This is a genomic window from Gordonia humi, from assembly GCF_014197435.1.
Classification (GTDB): domain Bacteria; phylum Actinomycetota; class Actinomycetes; order Mycobacteriales; family Mycobacteriaceae; genus Gordonia; species Gordonia humi.
Window position 1 is genome coordinate 2,849,555 of sequence record NZ_JACIFP010000001.1, and the last position, 18,122, is coordinate 2,867,676.

An 18,122-nucleotide genomic window follows, 5' to 3' on the forward strand; every position below is an offset into this window, starting at 1 on the left:
CGGCGGTGCTGTCGCTCACGACACATTTGCGTGCACCGATGCCACGTGTCAACGGGCGATGGTGAACAATGGCCCGGAGAGATTCTCGGGTGGTCCCACGAAGAATCAGCAGTGCACACCGACAGCGGAAGAGAGCAGCAGCGTGTCGCAGAAGGTCATCAAGACGGACGTGGCGTTGATCGGCGCCGGAATCATGAGCGCCACGCTGGGTGCGCTCATCCGGCAGCTGGAGCCGAGTTGGTCGATCAGTCTGTTCGAGCGGCTCGACGCCGCGGCAGCCGAGAGCAGCGACCCGTGGAACAATGCGGGCACCGGTCACTCGGCGCTGTGCGAGCTCAACTACACGCCGGCCGGTGCGGACGGCGAGATCGACATCACCAAGGCGCTCAACATCAACGAGCAGTTCCAGATGTCGCGCCAGTTCTGGGCGCACGGTGTCGACAACGGCGTGCTCGGCAGGCCCCACGAGTTCATCAACCCGATTCCGCACGTCAGCTTCTGCCACGGCGCAGACGGCGTCGACTACCTTCGGAAGCGTCACGCCGCGCTGAGCAGCCAGACCCTGTTCGAGGGCATGGAGTTCATCGACGACGACGCGACGTTCGCCGAGCGTCTCCCGCTGATGGCCGCGGGTCGTGACTTCTCCGATCCGGTCGCTCTCAACTGGTTCACCCAGGGCACCGACGTCGACTTCGGCGCCCTCACCCAACAGCTCCTCGGCTACGTCGGCCGCGACGCCGACCTGTACTTCGGCCACGAGGTCCGCAACCTGTCCAAGCAGTCCGACGGCAGCTGGATCGCCAAGATCCGCAACACCCGATCGGGTGAGACGATCCGCGTCGAGGCGCGTTTCGTGTTCGTCGGCGCCGGCGGCGGTGCGCTGCACCTGCTTCAGAAGTCGGGCATCAAGGAGGCCAAGGGATTCGGCGGCTTCCCGGTCAGCGGCGAGTTCTTCCGCTGCACCAACCCCGACGTGATCGCCGAGCACTCGGCCAAGGTCTACGGTCAGGCGGCCGTCGGCGCCCCGCCGATGTCGGTGCCCCACCTGGACACCCGGGTGATCAACGGCGACAAGGGTCTTCTCTTCGGCCCGTACGCCGGCTGGTCGCCGAAGTTCCTCAAGACCGGCGGCGTCATGGATCTGCCGAAGTCGGTGTCGCCGAGCAACCTGCTGCCGATGATGTCGATCGCTCCCAAGGAGTTCGGCCTCCTCAAGTACCTGATCTCCGAGCTCGCCGCGAACTTGAACGACCGCGTCGCCACCCTGCGGGACTTCGCGCCCAAGGCGATCGGCGACGACTGGGAGCTGATCACCGCGGGCCAGCGCGTCCAGGTGATCCGCGGTAAGGGCGCCAGCGGAAGCCTCGAATTCGGTACCGCCGTCGTGACGTCCGAGGACGGCTCGATGGCCGGTCTGCTGGGTGCGTCGCCGGGTGCGTCGACTGCCGTCCCGGCGATGATCTCGGTCCTCGAGAAGTGCTTCACCGCGCACTTCGACGGCTGGAAGCCGAAGCTGACCGAGATGATCCCGTCGTTCGGCCAGAAGCTCAACGACAATCCGTCGCTGTACCGCGAGATGTGGGACTGGACCAACAAGAGCCTGCAGCTCACCGGCGTCGACGCCTGACGCGATGACGGCATCGGGTGCGCGCTTCCCGTTCAGCGCGGTGGTCGGTCAGGATCGGCTCAAGCTGGCCTTGATCCTGTCGGCGGTCTCGCCGGGGATCGGCGGCGTGCTCATCCGCGGCGAGAAGGGCACCGCGAAGTCGACCATCGTGCGTGGACTCGGGCCGTTGCTCGGCGAGGACTCGCGCGTCGTGGACCTGCCGATCGGCGCCACCGAGGACCGGGTCGTGGGATCGCTCGACCTGACGCGTGTTCTGCGCGACGGTCAGGCCCACTTCACACCGGGTCTCCTCGCGCAGGCCGACGGCGGGGTGCTCTACATCGACGAGGTCAACCTCCTGTCCGACCACCTCGTCGACGTCCTGCTCGACGCCGCGGCGAGCGGACGCGTCACCGTCGAACGCGACGGCGTCTCACACACCCAGTCGGCGCAGTTCGTCCTCGTCGGCACCATGAATCCCGAGGAGGGCGAGCTGCGCCCGCAGCTCCTCGACCGGTTCGGACTCGTGGTCGACGTCGCCGGTCCACGCGAAGTGGACGAGCGAGTCGCGATCGTCACCTCGCGGATGGCCTACGACGCCGATCCGGAGGGCTTCGTCACCGAGTACGCCGACCGGGAATCGGAGTTGTCGGCCCGGATCGGTCGGGCCCGAGAATCGGTCGCGGCCGTCGTCACGCCGCCCGCCGAACTGCGGCGCATCTCCGGCATCTGCGCGCACCTGGATGTCGACGGACTGCGCGGGGACATCGTGATGGCCCGCACCGCGGCCGCCCACGCCGCATGGCGCGGCGCCACGGAGGTCGGGGAGGAGGACGTCCGCGTCGCCGCCGAACTCGCGCTCCCGCATCGTCGTCGACGGAATCCGTTCGACGAGTCGTCGATGTCCGAGGAACAACTCGACGACGCACTCGACGCCGGTCAGGACGCCGCGGACGAGCCGCCCGCGCCCGACGACGGACACGGAGACGGCGACGACGGACCGGGGGACGATCGCCCCGACTCCGGATCCGAGGACCCGGACGGACCGGACCCCGACGGTCCCGACGACGACGGACCGGACACCGATCCGCCCGGCGGCGGAGGAGGAGCGACCGGTCCGCGGTTCGGAGCGAAACCGGGTTCGGGTTCGGCCCGCATCCGAACCTTTCGCGCCGACGGCGTCGGCGACGGCGATCCCGGCAGACGCTCGCGCGCCCGGAGCACCCGCGGAGCCACCGTCCGCGACGTCGACTTCACGGCCGCGACCCCGGTCCACCTCTTCGGCACCGTCCTGGCGGCGGCACGACGCGGTGTCGGCCGCGGACTGCCCGCCGTGCAGCCCGACGATCTGCGGGGCGCCGAGCGGATCGGCACCGAATCGAATCTCGTGGTCTTCCTCGTCGACCTGTCCGGATCGATGACCGCGCGCTCGCGGCTGGCGGCCGTGCGCGAGGCCTGCGTCGAACTGCTCCGCGACTCCTACACCCGTCGCGACCGCGTCGCGGTGGTCGTCGCCTGCGGCACGGACGCCTACGTCGCGGTGCCGCCCACCCGATCGGTCGACATCGCCGTGGCCCGACTCGCCCAGGTCCGCACCGGCGGACGCACCCCGCTCGGCGAGGGGCTGATGCGCAGCGTCGAGGTGATCGACCGTGCCGCACGCACCGATCCGCACCGGCGGCCGCTGCTCGTGGTGGTCTCCGACGGTCGCGCGACCGGCGCCGAGGACGCCGCGCGCCGCGTCGAGGCGGGTGCCGACGAGGTGGTCCGGCGCGGTGTCACCAGCGTCGTCGTGGACTGCGAACAGGGCTTCGTCAGACTCGGCACCGCCGTGTCGCTGGCCGCACGACTCGGTGCGCAGTACGTGCGCCTGGGCGATCTCGCCGAGATCGGGCTCGCGGCCGGTGTGCGCGGAGTCGCCTGAGCCGGAGGCTCCCTGAGTTCCCGATGGCCGGAGGCTCCCCGAGTTCCCGATGGCCGGAGGCTCCCCGAGTTCCCGACAGCCGGAGGCTCCCCGAGTTCCCGACGGCCGAAGGCGCCCCCGAGTTCCCGACGGCCTAGGCTGAATCCATGCCTCAAGGAGTCCCCGACAGCGTTCCGAACGACGGCCTGACCACTCGTCAGCGTCGCAACCAGCCGGTCCTCGGCGTCCACACGGGCCCGGGCAAGGGCAAGTCGACGGCGGCGTTCGGCATGGCGATGCGCGCCTGGAACGCCGGTATGGACGTCGCGGTGTTCCAGTTCGTCAAAAGCGCCAAATGGAAGGTCGGCGAGGAGTCGACGATGCTCGCCCTCGGGCGCCTGCACGAGGAGACCGGTGAGGGCGGCCCCGTCCAGTGGCACAAGATGGGGCAGGGATGGTCGTGGATCCGGCGCAGCGACGACGCCGAGGCCGACCACGCCGAATCGGCTCGTGCCGGATGGGCGGAGATCGCCCGACGGATCGCCGCCGACGAACACGACTTCTACGTCCTCGACGAGTTCACCTACCCGCTGCACTGGGGCTGGATCGACGTCGACGATGTCGTCGACGCGCTGCGCGACCGGCCCGGTAAGCAGCATGTGATCATCACCGGCCGGTACGCGCCCGACGCGTTGATCGAGGCCGCCGATCTGGTGACCGAGATGACCAAGATCAAGCACCCGATGGACGCCGGCCGCAAGGGACAGAAGGGCATCGAGTGGTGATCGGCCCGGCGACGACCCCCGCGGTCGTCATCGCGGCACCGGCGTCGGGCAGCGGCAAGACCACGATCACCACCGGTCTGATCGGCGCGCTCACCGCCGCGGGCCACACGGTCGCGCCCTTCAAAGTGGGACCCGACTACATCGACCCGGGCTATCACGCCGTCGCCGCGGGACGCCCCGGACGCAACCTCGACCCGAACCTCGTCGGCGAGGACCGGACGGGCCCTCTGTTCGTCCACGGCTGCGTCGGCGCCGACATCGCCGTCGTCGAGGGCGTCATGGGGCTGTTCGACGGCCGCATCACCGATGATCCCGGAACGCTCGGTCTCGGCTCCACCGCCCATGTGGCCACCCTGATCGGCGCACCGGTGATCCTCGTCGTCGACGCGGGGGGTCACAGCCAGTCGTTGGCCGCGCTGCTCCACGGATTCGTCGGCTACGATCCGGCGGTGCGGGTGGCGGGCGTCGTGCTCAACCGGGTCGGATCCGACCGTCACGAGGTCGTGCTGCGGCAGGCCTGTGAGCGGGTCGGCCTGCCGGTGTTCGGCGTGGTGCGCCGCGACGGAGCGCTGAGCGTCCCGTCCCGCCACCTCGGCCTGGTTCCGGCCGCCGAGCGCAGCGCCGACGCGGTGGCGGCCGTCGCGGCGATCACCGCCCGAGTCGGCGCCGGACTCGACGTCGACGCCGTCGTCCGACTCGCCGAGTCGGCGGCGCCGGTCTCGGCGAGTCCGTGGTCGGCGGGCGACGAGATCGCCGAGCACCGTGCCACCCGGCGACCGGTGGTCGCGATCGCGCAGGGAGCGGCGTTCACGTTCGGATACGCCGAACATCCGGAACTTCTGGAGGCCGCGGGCGCCCAGATCGTCGCCTTCGACCCGCTGCACGATCGGCTGCCCGCGGAAGCCGCGGGCGTGGTCATCGGCGGCGGCTTTCCCGAGGAGCACGCCGCGGACCTCGCCGCCAACCGGGACCTTCGATCCGACCTCGCGGCGCACGTCGCGGCGGGACGCCCGGTGCACGCCGAATGCGCCGGACTGCTGTATCTGACGTCGATGCTCGACGGGCACCGGATGGTCGACGCGGTGGAGGGCACCGGTGCGTTCGGTCCGCGGCTCACACTCGGTTACCGCGACGCCGTCGCCGTCGCGGATTCGGTGCTGTACCGGACCGGAGAACGGATCACCGGACACGAGTTCCACCGGAGCACCGTCGACTTCGCCGGGACGCGGACACCCGCGTGGGCCTGGACCGGCCCGGACGGGACGCATACGGCCGACGGCGTCGTCGCGGGCGGGGTGCACGCGTCCTATCTCCACGTCCATCCCGCCGGTGCGCCCCGGGCGATCGGCCGGTTCGTGCAGGCGGCACAGGAGAGCGGATGAGCGACACCCGAGGAATCGACAGCCGGGACTTCATCGAGGTCAGTGCCGCCGTCGACGCGCTCGCGGCCAAGGACGGCAACGACCCCACCGCGCTGCGGGACGTCCTGGAGGCCGTCCTGCTGGTGGGGCAGGGGCTCGAGCTCGACGACGCGCTGCAGCGGATCGTCGAAGTCGCCGCGGGTGTGCTGGACGCGCAGTACTGCGCTCTCGGTGTCCGCGGACCGGAGTTGAGCCTGCAGGCGTTCGTGCACACGGGCATCAGCGACGAGCAGTTGGCCACGATGGGGCCGCTGCCGGTGGGGCGCGGTGTCCTCGGCGAACTGCTGCACAACCCGAAGGTGCTGCGCATCCCGCGGCTGTCCGATCATCCGGCGTCGATCGGCTTCCCACCGAATCATCCGCCGATGGACACGTTTCTCGGCGCGCCGATCATCGTGCGCGGCGAGCTGTTCGGCAGCATCTACCTGACCGAGAAGCTGGGCGGCGCCGAGTTCACCGAACTCGACGAGAAGATCGTCGGGGTGCTCGCGGTGGCGGCCGGCATCGCCGTCGACAACGCTCGCTCGTACGAGAGCGCACAGACGCGCATGCGGTGGATGCAGTTGCTCGCCGACCGCGGCAGCGAGCCGCTGCGCGGCATCGTCGTCTCGGAGACGCTCGACGGGATGTGCGCCGACGTTGCAGCGCTCACCGAGGCCGTGGACGTCTACATCGTGACCGGCGCCCGCCTCGACGCGCACACCGGCGCCGACGTCGACGTGTCCGACCTCGCGACCGTCGTCGAGGCCTCGGGCGGCGTGCTGTCGGTCCGTCACTTCGACATGGAGCGGCCCTGGCTGCGCGATGGCGCGTCGTGGGCCACCGTCCAACCGGTGCAGAGCGAGCCCGGGCAGTTCCGCGCACTCGTGCTGACCCACCGCGAGCGACGCTTCTGGACGGCCGAGGAGTGGGCCGGGATGGCCGGTGTCGCCCGCGTCGCGTCGTTGTCGATCGCCTACTCCGAACAGCAGAACCTGACACGCGACATGGCGCTGCTGGAGGAGCGGCACCGGATCGCGCGCGACCTGCACGATCTGGTCATCCAACGGCTGTTCGCGATCGGCATGTCGATGCAGGCGATGCGGGCGGGGACGCGGGATGCGGCGCTCGACGGTCGCATGGACCAGATCATCTCCGACATCGACGCCACCATCGCACAGATCCGGACGTCGATCTTCGACCTCAGGAGCGACGGGACCGCCACCCGGACCCTGCGCCGTCGAGTGCTCGACGTCGTGTCCGAACTCGCGGCGCACGCCGCGATCAGCCCGGCCGTGACGTTCGTCGGGCCGGTCGACACGATCGTGCCCGATGCGCTGTCGCCGCACATCGAGGCGGTGCTGCGGGAGGGGCTGTCGAACGCGTTGCGACACTCGGGCGCCGATCACATCGGGGTGCGCATCGTCGCCGCGGAGGAGTTGCTGGTGGAGGTGGTCGACAACGGCCGCGGCATTCCGGCCGATGTGACGCAGTCGGGGCTCCGGAATCTGGCCCGGCGCGCGGACGACTGCGACGGCGTGTTCACGGTGACGTCGACGCCGGGGGACGGCACGACGATCAGCTGGGTGGCTCCGCTGACCTGACGTCAGTCCACGAGTTCGCGGTCGACGACCGCCGAGTCGGGGACGATGATCACGTCGCGGTCGGTGGTGAGCACGTGCAGGAACCCCGGCTCGGCTTCGAGGACGTAGCCGTCGATGACGCCGTCGTCGGTGCGGATCCGCTCCTGGCCCATCCACGGGGCGTCGTTCACGGCGGCCAGGACGAGGACGCCGACCGCGACGATCAGTCCGGCCCGTCGACTGACGGTGACCAGCACGTCGTGCACGAGGCCGGTGCGCCACCACCCGCGCAGGACGATGATCACCGCGAACACCGCGACGGCGCCGACGATCGTCCACGGGTTGTCGAAGGTGATCGTCATGGAGACGGCCATCGTCACGAGCAGGACCACGGTGAGGATCGTCGAGAGCGTGATGGTGCCGCGGTGCACGTCCGACGGCCAGAACACCCGCATGCCGAACACGGGCAGCAGGACCGCGACGAACACTCCGGTCAGGATCGGCTGCCCGGCCACCGTGCCGAAGGCGATAGGGAAGGCGTCCGAGAAGTCGAAGGTTGACTTAGGACGTATGTAGTCGATATGCCCGCTGACCTCGGTCTTCGAGTCTGGACAACCTCGCTGGGCTGACTCTACGCTCGGCGTGTCGGTGCCCTCGTCGTCAGTACCGGCGACGGCCGGTCTTCGAGCGCCGCAACTGGCGGTTCTGGACGTCCTCGACGGTCGAGACCAACTGATCCTGACTCATGCCGGTGTTCACGGTGCCGATCAGCGGTCCGGCGACGGCCGACGCGAGCGACTCGAACATTCCTCCGGCGGCCTCGGGGAGGTACGCGGCGAAGTCGGTCGCGGTCTTGGCGCCCCACGCGGCCGTAGCGCCGCCGACGTTGGCGATCAGTGCGGCCGGGTCACCTGCGAGCGCCTGACCCCACGCGGGCAGGGCCTTCGCGATACCGGCACCGATCTCGGTGACCGCCGGGGCCTTCGACTTCGCGAGGGCGAACTGTCCCGACCCGATGCCGAGGGGCGTGTGGTCGGCGAAGCTCTGCCCGACCGTGAGGGCGAGTTCGTCGTCCTTGGACAGCGACGCCGTCGTGGTCGCCTGCGCCGTCGTGGTGGGCTTGCCGACGACGGCCTCGAACTGCTCGCGCATCCACCGGGTGAGCATCGACTCATCGGCCGGGGTCGACTCCGGCGTCGTCGTCGCTGCGGTGTCCGGCGTCGAGGGGGTGTCGATCGTCGTCGTCGAGTCGGGCGTCGTGGTGACTGCGACCGGGTCGGTCGGGGTACCCGCCGGGGCGGCGCCCTTGCGCTGGATACCGGCGCGCAGCTTGTCGTCGTTCTCGCGGCCTGCCAGGCCGGACCCCCACGGGGCGCCGCCCTGGTCGTTGAAGATCGCGGCGGCGATCTCGGCCTGCTGCTCGGGGGTCGCCTGCCCGGCGGTGGGGGCGTACTTGGTCCCGCCGTTGGCGTCCCACGTGCCCTTTGCGATCTGGAACAGGCCCGACGCCTCGTTGCCGCCGCTGTTGGCGTCCTGTACCTGCTGCACGATGTCGGCCTTGCCGCCGCTCTCGCGCTGAATGAGGTGGTCCCATTCGGGATCGGTCGACGAGTAGGTCCCGTCGTCGTTCTTCTTCAGCGGGATCGTGTCGACGGTCGACGGTGCCGACGAGGTGGTCGACGAGGTGCTCGTCGAGGACCCCGACGACGTCGAGCCCGACGAGGTCGACCCGGTCGTGTCGGCGGCGAAGTTGAACGACGACGGCATGTTGACGACGAACACCTTGTCGAGGGTCTTGTCCTTCATCGCCTCGTCGAGCGTGGGGACACCCTGCTCGTACTCGGCGGTGAGCTTGCCCGACGTCTTGCCGGTGAACTGCGAGCCGAGCCCGCTGCTCGCGGTCTGGGCGCCGTCCATCGCGGTATCGGGCGAGGTGCCGATGCCCTCGCCGACGGGGCCCGATGCGCGCAGGTGGACGTGGTCCTGATGCCCGCTGTAGTCGGCGGCGAAGTAGCTGCCGTCGTCCTTCTGGCGGCCGTGCCAACCGAGCTGTTGCCCGGTACTCGGGTTCTGCCAGATGATCTGTTCGATCGCCGTGTTCGAGGGCGCCTGACCCATGAGGGCCTCGGCGAATCCCTGCATCGCTTCGACCGACCCGCTGAAGTCGATGCCTCGGTTGAGGTGCTGCGGGTTCGGGGCGTAGCCGCTCTCGTTGCGGTCGCTCTCCTGGTGACCGGGGTAGGTCGAGGGCTGCACGCCGTGAGCTGCTGCGAGCTTGTTGACCCAGTCGGGGAAACCCGACCCGCCGTAGCCGATGCTCGTGCCGGTCGGCAGGCCGTACCCGCCGCCGTCGGCGAAGCCGGGCATCGCGTTGAACATCGAGTCGAGGAACTGCGCCGACGGGGTCCACCCTGCTCGGATCGCTTCGAGCAGCGGGAGAGTCTGCGGCGTAACCCGCTTGGTCGGCGTGATGTACTCGCCGGGCATGATGCCCGCGAGGATCGAGTCCTTACCGGCCACGGCGCCGGGGAGCATCGGCACGCGACCGCCGGACGCGAACATCGGCAGGTCGGGCGTGTCGACGTCGAAGTTCACGGTCTTGTTGATGACGGGGATCGTGAACGACCAGTGCAGACCGAAGTTGTTCCACTTCTCGATCAGCCAGTTGAGCGCCGACCGGAACCCGTCCTTCAGTCCGTCCCACATGCCCGACAGGGCGTCGCCGATCCGGCCGGGCAGGCCCTTGAAGAAGTCGACCGCCGTGTTCCACTTGTCGACGATCCAGTCGACGGCGCCGCCGACGATGCTCTTCGCGTCGGTGATCCGATCCGAGAACCATTGCAGCGCAGGCGAAATGACGTTGTCTACGGCCCACTGAATCGCGGTCGCCGCTGCCGAGAACACGGCGCCGACGATGGCGCCGAGTAGCTGGATCGCGGGTATCAGAATCGGCATGATGACGCCGACGAGCTGGGTCAGGATGCCGATCACCTGCACGATGACCGGGAGCAGTGCGCCGACGATCTGCACGAGCGAGGGGAACAGCTGCTCGGCCACTTCGAGCAGCGGGGGCACGAGGGGGAGCAGGGCGCCGAGCAACTCGCCGATCGCCCCGACGATCTCGGGGAGCAGCGGGGCGAGCATGTTCAGCATCGACACCCAGTAGTCGCCGATGGTCGAGGCGATCTGCGCAATGATCGGGATCAGCTGCTCTAGCGCAGGCTGAAGCGCCTCGACGAGCTGGGCGATAACGGGGGCGAACGCCTCGAAGATGGTCGTCAGGACCGGGGCGAGGGCGCCGAGCAGCTGACCGGTGATCTCGCCGACGAGCGGGAGCAACGGCGCCGTCGCGGTGATCAGCGCCGAGAACGCCTCGCCAAGGGGACCGATCGCGGGTGCGAGTCCCTGCACGAGTCCGGTCAGCGCCGTTCCGACCGTTTGCAGGACCGCCGAGAGCGGCGGGAGCAGCGGGGCGAGAGCGTTCGCCAATGCCGAGATGAGGTCGGCGAGGACCGGGAGCACGGGGGCGAGCGCCGTCGCGAACGCGGCGCCGAGGGCGCCGAGGGGCTCGGCGATCGTCACGAGCGCCTTGCCGAGCGCCGAGAACAGCGGCATGAGTGCGGGCATGACCTGCGAGGCCATCGTTGTCAGGGCTGTGAGCAAGCCATAGATCAGCGGTGAGAGCGACTGCAAGAACGACACGAGTCCGGCGAAGAACGACGGATCGAGCGAGGCGAACACGTGACCGATGGTCGCGGCGATCGTGCCGAGCGAGGCGCCGATCTGACTCATGAACGGGGCGATGTTGGCACCGAACGCGGCGAAGCTCTTGAACATCGAGTTCAGGCCAGGACCGAGCGCCGACACCATGTTCGCGACCCCGCCGAGGGCGGTCTGTAGCTGCGGGGCGACGCTGACGAGGCTCGCGGCGATGCCGTTGAACAGGCCCGACGTCGCCGAGGCGATCTCTTTCATCTGCGGGGTGATCGAGCCCATGAGCGTCGAGAGCGAGGCGAACCCGGCTTGCATCTCGCTCGCGAACACGGACGAGACCGACGCCTTCAGTTCGTCGAACGCGGGTTGTGCGGTGGCTGCGGCCTCCTTGATGCCGTCCATGCCGAGGGCGATGGTCCCCGCCATCGCGCCGAAGGCGATGCCGACGCCTGCACCCGCGACGGCGAGCCCGCCGAGGGCGCCGCCTGCGATGCCGATCGCCCCGCCGAGGGCGGCGACGGCCGATGCCATGAGGCCGATCTTTCCGGCCGACTTGGTCAGGCCGCCGACCCCGCCCCCGTCGCCTCCGTTACCGCCGACGTTGTTGTGGTGGGTCGTGATGGTCGAGGTCTGGTTCTGAGCGAGCGCGCGCAGGCGTGCCTGTACCTCGCGGTAGGCCGCCTCGTCGATGTCGGGGCGGACCGAGACGCGCAGGTCCATTCGCGAGAGCCGAAGCCGGGCGTCGGTCTCGAACGCGCGCCATGCGGCCTCGTCGACGGTCGGCGTGACGTTGACCTTCAGCGGCCGGGCGGCGAGCTTGGTCTCGGCGTCGGCCTTGAACCCGGTCGCGTCGACGCGCAGCTTGACGTCGTGAGCGAGGTTAACCGACTTCAGCCGGTCGCGGGCCTCCTGGCGGAACCGGCCGCCGGTCGGTCGAAGGTCGACCCCGGCGTTGAGGTTCATCGCTTTGAGGTCTCGCCGAGCCTTGCTGTGGAAGCCTGCGGCGTTCGGGACGAGCGCGACGGAACCGTCGCCGACTCTGAAGGTTGACATTGTCTGGGGATGCCTAACTCACGACTCGCGACCCTCCCCGGTCTGCGAGGTCTTTCATTCCCTCGCCGTCGATGAGTCGATCATCCCACGACTGTCAAAACTCAGACGTTGCTGCGAAACCCGAATCCTGTTGTCTTGCAACGGTTGACGTCAACACTCGCACGGACCGAGGTCGACTGCGATCGAGGTGACCGGCCGCCGAGTCGGATGTTCGGCGGGCGCTGTCGACCCCGACGCGAGTGTCCGGCGACGAGCACGGTCGGCGGTAGGTCGGCGTCCTCGCGCTGCTCGCGCCACGAGTCGAGGTCGACGGGCGTCGTATCCGATCCGACGTCGCGGAACTCGGGCTCGTCGTCGTAGGTCCCGCCGTTGAGGTCGCCGTCCTCCTCGTAACCGGCGACCTCGACGGCGATGACCTCTCGACCGAACACGTCGAGCGAGACCCTCACGCGACACCCCCGCGTGCTGCGGTCATCGCGGATCGGATCGCGGCCGTCGACGCCTGGGCGTCCTGGCGGCGCTGTGCTCGGCGGTGCCGGGCGTCGCGCATCTCGATCTCGTCTAGCTCGCGGGCGATGGTCGTTCGCATGTGTTCCTCTTGCTGTGCGTAGTCCTCGGGCGTCGGGTCGGGCTCGGTGTAGCTCCACCCGCTCGCGAACTCGACGAGGGTCCACCAACCCGCCGGGTCGTCCGGCCACGGTCCGTTGACGGTCCCGCCCTTGCCGCGGGGGAGCTGGCGCACGAACCGACTGTCGTCGAGCAGGTCGGCGGGGACCGGCGCGTCGGCGCCGTGGTGGGCCCGCCATGCCGCGAGGCGAAGGCATCGCACACACTCCCAACCGACCGGGCTTGCGAGGCTGTCGAGTGAGCCGACGCGGGCACACTTGATGTAGGTCGTGCGCGCGGTGAGCACGTGCCCGCGATGGCACGTCTCGGGGACGGCGAGCTTCTTCTCGGTCATCGGCCGTCGTCCTCCCGCCGGGCTTGGTCCCACATCTGGAAGTCTCGCGAGGTCCACCCTCGGATCGGCTGCCCGTTGGCCTTCAGTAGGCCCCGCTCGTCAAGCCATGCACGGAACTCGACCTCGCGGGTCTCGCTCGCGAGCCGAGCCCGCCAATGAGCATCGGCGCGCAGGCGATGACCGACGGCCCGCTCGCGCTCGACCTCGTCGCACGACAGGCCGTAGGCCAACGAGCAGTGCTGCTCGTTGGTCTCGTCGACGTGCAGCGGGACGACGGCGAGCCAGACATCGCGGAACGACGACGGACGGAACTCCTCGGGCACGTCGGCGAACGTCAGCTCGTGCGGCGCCTTCGCGTCGGCCTCGGGGACCTTCGACGGCCGGGCACCGATCCGGCGCGCCACTACCGGGCCCGCTTACGCGGCGTGCGTGCTGGACGTCGGGACGTCGCGACGGGCTCGTCGTCGGTGCCGGTCTTGCTCGGGGCGTACGGGCCCCGCGTGGCGAACGGCTGCACGCCCCCTCGGTTCGGCACGTCGTCGGCCGCCGCGTCGCCGATCCGGCGATCGAGGACCGTAACGAGCTTCGCTGTCAGCTCGGCCTGAGACCGCGATGCGGCGAGCAGCGGGTTCGCTTTCTCGGTGCCGTGAGCGGTGAGCAGCACGGCGCCGACGGTCGCGAGCTTGTGTTCGAGGTCGCGTGCGAAGTCGGTCGCGGTCACGAGTCGGTCGATCAGTGCGAGGTCTGACGGATCGAGGGTGACACCCTCGTCTTGGGCCCAACCGACGTAGTGCTCGCGCAGCTGCTCGCCGGTGACCTCGGCGGTCACGCGGTCTCCTCGGCGTCGGCGACCGTGGCGAGGGTCGCGTGGGCCTGGGCGATGGTCGCCTTGATGCCCGCGACGGTGACGTTCGTCCGGGCGAGGTCGGTCACGGCCTCGGCGGCGAGGGTCTCGGCGGTGGTCTTGTGCTCGGCTGCGGTTGCCATGAGGTCTCCCTGTTCGTGGTGGTCCCCGGTGACATCCATAGTTGCATGGGCTGTCAAAACTCAGCGATCGCGAAAACCGTTGTCTACCTGCGTGTTTGCTTGCCTTGACGTCAACTCGAACAGGGCCTCGTCGGCCGTCGTCCCCGCCGGTCTCGGTGTTCGACCCCGCTGGGCGGGCGTCGTCCTGGTCCCTGGTCGCCCCGTTGGTGGGCGAACGGGCCGTCGACGTGTCCTCAGTGGGGTCGACGGCCTGGCGGCGCTCTGAGAGCCGCCGATCGCACCCGCTGGGCGGCGCCGAGCGGCGCAACGGCGCTGGTCACGTGGGTCACGTGCTGGGCCCGCTGACGGGGCGTCGTCGGGGTCCTGGGCCCCGCTGGGGGTGCAATACCCGCTCTGACCTGGGGTTATGGCGCCTTTAAGGGCGGGTCACGCTGAGGTGGACAGTACGGGGCGGGCTCGGACCTCGCCCGGCGGGGGAGGGGTCCCACCCCCTGCCCTCTGGCTGTGCCGTGCTGCGGCCTGGCTGCGCCGCTGACCTCCTCGACGCCCGGTCCCCGGCTGATCCTCGTCGCCGACGCTCGGGCGCTCTCAGGGCCTCTCATGCCCTCGTCGACCCCTGGCGCTCGACGCCTCGGGACCACCTCGACGGCCGTGGGTCACGTAGCGCGGGCCTGGGTCACGTGGTGGGTCACGTATTCGGCCCTACGTGACCCATCTCGAAAATGCCCGGTGACCTGCTTATTCTCTACTTCGTGCAACCCCTTGGGTCACATGGGTCATGTACTTCTAGAAACTCCCCATAGAACTCTCTACCGCTCTGTAGGGCTGCATAGACCCCTATGTCTAAACCGTAGGGGAATAAAATGGGGGAGACGTGACCCGGTTGACCCATAGCCTGCTGAATATGGCTCTGACCTGGGGTTATGTCTGGGTCACGTGAGGTGACCCAGGTAGGTGACCCGAGGCCCTGCATACATGCAGGCGTTGAGCACTAACCCTCACATAGGACCCCTGGGTCGGCGATGTCGTAGTTGAGCGTCAATGCCTGCGCCGGCATGTGAGGGATGAGCGCCAACCGAGGCATTGCCGGCCGAGGTCCCCTCTATCCGCGAGCCCTCGGCGGGGGGCTGCATCGAGGCGACCCCTACCCGGCGGGCCTGCATACGACAGCGACCCCTACCCATTGCGGGTAGGGGTCGCGTGCGACGGGATCGGCCTACGTCTCGTCGGTGAACTTCAGGGTGCGGGCGACCTTGACCTTCGCCACGCGAGGGTGATCGGCGCGCCACTCGTCGACCTCGTCGGTCGTGACACGCGGGGCTGCGCTGGTCTCCTCGACGAGGTAGGCGCCGCTGTCACTCGCAGCGGTCAGGCGATGCACGCGGGTGAACTTGTGATCGCCGAGTCCGGGGATACGGCCTCGACCCTTGCCGGGCTCGTCGACCCGAGCGCCGGGGAACACGGCGAGGATGTCGCGGCGCAACTCGCGAGGGCCTTTGAGGCCGACGCCGACGGCGCCGCCGGGCTCGGTGGCCTCGGCGAGGTCCCACAGGAAAGCGTGCACGCCGTCGAGGGTGAGGACCGGCGCGTCGATCTCGTCGGGGCCGATCGGTCGGAAGTGCTGCAACGCCCGGCCGACGAACGACGACGTCGACCAGGTCTCGGCGGTCTCGGCCTTGATGTCCTCGGGGACCGCGAGGGGGTCGCCGTTGGCGGCGTAATTCGCTCGCACCTCGTCGAGGGCGTCGAGGTACATGTTCAGCACGCCCGACCCCTCGGCCTCGAACAGGTCGCGGAACAGGCCCCGATGGTCGCCGGTCTGTCCGGTCGCCTCGCGGTGGTCGGCGCCCCACGGGAGCGATACGGCGATCATGCGGCGCCGAATACCGGTGTCCTGCTTGCCGAAGTTCATGTCAGTGTCGTTGGTCAGGAACGTGAGCAGCGGGCGAGGGGCCTCGCCGGGCGTGCCGTGCTTGCGCTCGGTGTGCATCGTCGCCGACCCGGTGAACTCCTTCAGAAAGTCGGTGTCGATCGCTGCGGCGGTGCCGATCGCCTCGTCTACGGCGACCAAGCGGGCCCCGGTGATCGAGTCGGCGATGTTCCCTCGGTGCTTGCCGGTCGCGTTGCGCTTGAGGAAATACCCGCCGTCCATCGTCCTGAAGTACCGGGCGAACAGGGCACGAGGCAAATCGGCGCCGAACGTGCCCTTGCCCGACCCACCGGGGCCGTTCATCACGAGGAACTGATGAGTGACCGCCGAGAACGTCGGGACCTGGGCGGCGACCTGGTAGCGCCGGACGAACCGAGCCCGCTCGGCGCCGCTGGCGAGGTCGGGTTCGCCGTCGTCGGCGGCCGGGCTGAAGGCGTGAGTCATCCACTCGTCGAGGCGCTCGGCGGTCGCGGTCGGGTCGAAGGCGACGGCGAACCGTTCGGTCACGAGGTCGGCGGCGCTGTAGGGGCGCAGCGTGCGGGTCCTGGTGTCGAGCACGCCGTTCGCGCAGGGCCACTCGTGCTCGGGCAGGTTGTCGAAGTCGGTCGACGACGAGAACAGCATGTCGCGGGCCGACTCGATGACCGACCGTGCCAGGCGCAGCGACCCCGGTACGTCGCCGAACTCGCCGTTGCCGACGATGCACTGAAGGCCCTGGTCCTCGCGTAGCGCGTGCCACATGCCGACGACGCGGGGGTCGTCGGCCGTCGAGAGCTGCCACAGGCGCTCGGCGTCGTCGTACCGGGCCCAGACCTTGCGGTCGTCGACCCAGCGCAGGCGATCGCGGTAGTACGTCGCGAAGATGGTCGCGAGGTCGCGTTCGCCGTCGGTCGCGCGCTTGTCGATGATGCGGGGGACCGTGACCGGCGGGGCGTCGGCGGGCTCGGAGGTCGGCACGGTGACGTTCTCCCGCTTGTGCTCGGCGTCGGCGAGCCACGCCGAGAACACGGCGAGGTCGAGGTTGGCGTCGTCGGCCGCGTACCCGCCGAGGGTCGACAGGATGGTCCGGCCGGACTCGACGTCGGCGCGCAGCTTAGACACGGCCCCGCATACGGCCCGCTGCCATTCGAGGCTCGCGCTGGTCAGGTCGCGCCGGGCCTCGCCGTCGGTCCCGCCGAGGACCTCGGCCCCGAACGCGGTGCGGATGCGGTCGAGGGCGGCGCTCACGCCGTGGTGTCCCTCGGCCGCGAGTTGGACAACCTGGTGAACGCGGGCCGTCATCGCGTCGTGGGCCCCGACCGACATCTCGTCGGCGAGCTTGTCGTCGGCCGTCGCGCGGGTCATCGCGCCGGACATCGGCAGGTCGGCGAACGGAACCTCGATCGCACACCAAGCAAGGGCCTCGTCGACGTCGCCGAACTCGACGATGTCGGCGCGCGGGTTCGGCGCGGTGCCCTTCAGATAAGCGTCGAGCCACGCCGTCGGCAGGTCGGGCAGGTCGTCGACGTTCGGGGCGTCGCACGGCTCGCCGTCGAGGTCATACCAGCGGTAGCGGCGATCGCCGACGACGGACGGCGCAACGACGGCGTAGCGGTGTCCGGGCTGGATGATCTCGACGTCGGCGCCGACCTTGCCGCTGAGTCGCACCCCCGCCGGTACGCGGTAGAAGTGGATCGCCGACCCGGTCTCGATGTCGCGGGACGTCGAGGCGTACGTGAGGGGGAGCGGTCCCAGCTTGTCGACCTTCGCGCGCATCGTCTTGACGCCGTGCTTGTCGCCGTACTGGTCGACGTCGATACCGACGACCCCGTCGGCCAGGCGCAGGGCGACGTTGCCGTCGTGATCGTCGAGCGCCGCGAGGGCCTCGTCGAGGTGGGGTCGCGGGTGGTCCCATCCGGTCGTGCCTTTGGGCGGCGGGAACTTGGCCTCGGCGGGGAGCGGTAGCGGCGTACCGAGCCCGCTGCCTGCGAGTTTCGTTGCTTCGGCTGCGACGTTGCGGGTAGAATCCGGGGCGTGTCGCGACGTCTTCAGGTGGACGTCATCAACATGCCCGGCCGGACCCCCGCCCCTCGCGGGGGTTCTGTCGTTGTGGCTCACGTGTGTCTTTCCTTCAGGTGGTCGAGGTCGGACCGTCTCCCCGGTCGCCGTGGCTGACCCGGTCCGAACCTCTGGTGTCGACTGTCGCGATGCCACTCGCGAC

Annotated in this window: 13 protein-coding genes; 5 read left to right on the plus strand and 8 right to left on the minus strand. The window is 69.6% G+C overall.

The genetic code is table 11. The annotated features are described in order from the left end of the window. Window positions 1-142 precede the first annotated feature (142 nt). The 5 genes from mqo to BKA16_RS13035 all read left to right on the plus strand — a co-directional run bounded on the left by mqo (window position 143) and on the right by BKA16_RS13035 (window position 7,298). Window positions 143-1,627 (plus strand): malate dehydrogenase (quinone), encoded by a 1,485-nt coding sequence (gene mqo, locus BKA16_RS13015; protein ID WP_183371046.1) that lies wholly within the window; start codon window positions 143-145, stop codon window positions 1,625-1,627. A 4-nt stretch (window positions 1,628-1,631) separates the two neighbouring features. Then, window positions 1,632-3,530, plus strand: coding sequence for an AAA family ATPase (locus BKA16_RS13020; RefSeq protein WP_183371047.1), 1,899 nt, complete (start codon window positions 1,632-1,634; stop codon window positions 3,528-3,530). Between the two features lie 146 nt (window positions 3,531-3,676). Then, window positions 3,677-4,294, plus strand: coding sequence for a cob(I)yrinic acid a,c-diamide adenosyltransferase (gene cobO, locus BKA16_RS13025; protein ID WP_183371048.1), 618 nt, complete (start codon window positions 3,677-3,679; stop codon window positions 4,292-4,294). Further along, entirely contained in the window at window positions 4,288-5,676 is a 1,389-nt protein-coding gene (locus BKA16_RS13030) for a cobyrinic acid a,c-diamide synthase CobB (protein ID WP_183371049.1), read from the plus strand. The genes cobO and BKA16_RS13030 overlap by 7 nt, the downstream gene beginning before the upstream one ends. Continuing rightward, window positions 5,673-7,298: a GAF domain-containing sensor histidine kinase gene (locus BKA16_RS13035; protein WP_183371050.1), complete on the plus strand. Its 1,626-nt coding sequence runs from the start codon at window positions 5,673-5,675 to the stop codon at window positions 7,296-7,298. Before BKA16_RS13030 ends, BKA16_RS13035 begins: the two co-directional genes overlap by 4 nt. A 2-nt stretch (window positions 7,299-7,300) precedes the next feature. On the opposite strand, the gene BKA16_RS13040 is transcribed toward BKA16_RS13035, so the two are convergent. From BKA16_RS13040 to BKA16_RS13075, 8 genes are all read right to left on the minus strand, one after another. Further along, window positions 7,301-7,792: a hypothetical protein gene (locus BKA16_RS13040; protein ID WP_183371051.1), complete on the minus strand. Its 492-nt coding sequence runs from the start codon at window positions 7,790-7,792 to the stop codon at window positions 7,301-7,303. 145 nt (window positions 7,793-7,937) lie between these two features. After that, window positions 7,938-12,044, minus strand: coding sequence for a transglycosylase family protein (locus BKA16_RS13045; protein ID WP_221246836.1), 4,107 nt, complete (start codon window positions 12,042-12,044; stop codon window positions 7,938-7,940). A gap of 101 nt (window positions 12,045-12,145) precedes the next feature. Continuing rightward, on the minus strand, window positions 12,146-12,493 hold the full coding sequence (locus BKA16_RS13050) for a hypothetical protein (protein ID WP_183371052.1): 348 nt from the start codon (window positions 12,491-12,493) through the stop codon (window positions 12,146-12,148). Next, the gene (locus BKA16_RS13055) at window positions 12,490-13,005 is read right to left on the minus strand and encodes a hypothetical protein (protein ID WP_183371053.1); all 516 of its coding nucleotides are present in this window, start codon (window positions 13,003-13,005) and stop codon (window positions 12,490-12,492) included. Before BKA16_RS13055 ends, BKA16_RS13050 begins: the two co-directional genes overlap by 4 nt. Continuing rightward, complete coding sequence (locus BKA16_RS13060) at window positions 13,002-13,409, minus strand: hypothetical protein (RefSeq protein ID WP_183371054.1); 408 nt, start codon at window positions 13,407-13,409, stop codon at window positions 13,002-13,004. Before BKA16_RS13060 ends, BKA16_RS13055 begins: the two co-directional genes overlap by 4 nt. Continuing rightward, window positions 13,409-13,834 carry a hypothetical protein gene (locus tag BKA16_RS13065; RefSeq protein ID WP_183371055.1) on the minus strand — a complete coding sequence of 142 codons (426 nt, stop codon included), beginning with the start codon at window positions 13,832-13,834 and terminating at the stop codon, window positions 13,409-13,411. Before BKA16_RS13065 ends, BKA16_RS13060 begins: the two co-directional genes overlap by 1 nt. Next, window positions 13,831-13,992, minus strand: a complete 162-nt coding sequence (locus BKA16_RS13070) for a hypothetical protein (protein WP_183371056.1) — start codon at window positions 13,990-13,992, stop codon at window positions 13,831-13,833. The genes BKA16_RS13065 and BKA16_RS13070 overlap by 4 nt, the downstream gene beginning before the upstream one ends. A 1,216-nt stretch (window positions 13,993-15,208) precedes the next feature. Then, entirely contained in the window at window positions 15,209-18,019 is a 2,811-nt protein-coding gene (locus BKA16_RS13075; RefSeq protein ID WP_183371057.1) for a bifunctional DNA primase/polymerase, read from the minus strand. Window positions 18,020-18,122: the final 103 nt, after the last annotated feature.

What these genes read in the sequence shown, in the direction of transcription:
- cobO (WP_183371048.1), top strand. Translation starts at nt 3,677, where the DNA reads ATGCCTCAAGGAGTCCCCGACAGCGTTCCGAACGACGGCCTGACCACT.
- BKA16_RS13035 (WP_183371050.1), top strand. Translation starts at nt 5,673, where the DNA reads ATGAGCGACACCCGAGGAATCGACAGCCGGGACTTCATCGAGGTCAGT.
- BKA16_RS13070 (WP_183371056.1), bottom strand. Translation starts at nt 13,992, where the DNA reads ATGGCAACCGCAGCCGAGCACAAGACCACCGCCGAGACCCTCGCCGCC.
- BKA16_RS13020 (WP_183371047.1), top strand. Translation starts at nt 1,632, where the DNA reads ATGACGGCATCGGGTGCGCGCTTCCCGTTCAGCGCGGTGGTCGGTCAG.
- BKA16_RS13055 (WP_183371053.1), bottom strand. Translation starts at nt 13,005, where the DNA reads ATGACCGAGAAGAAGCTCGCCGTCCCCGAGACGTGCCATCGCGGGCAC.
- BKA16_RS13045 (WP_221246836.1), bottom strand. Translation starts at nt 12,044, where the DNA reads ATGTCAACCTTCAGAGTCGGCGACGGTTCCGTCGCGCTCGTCCCGAAC.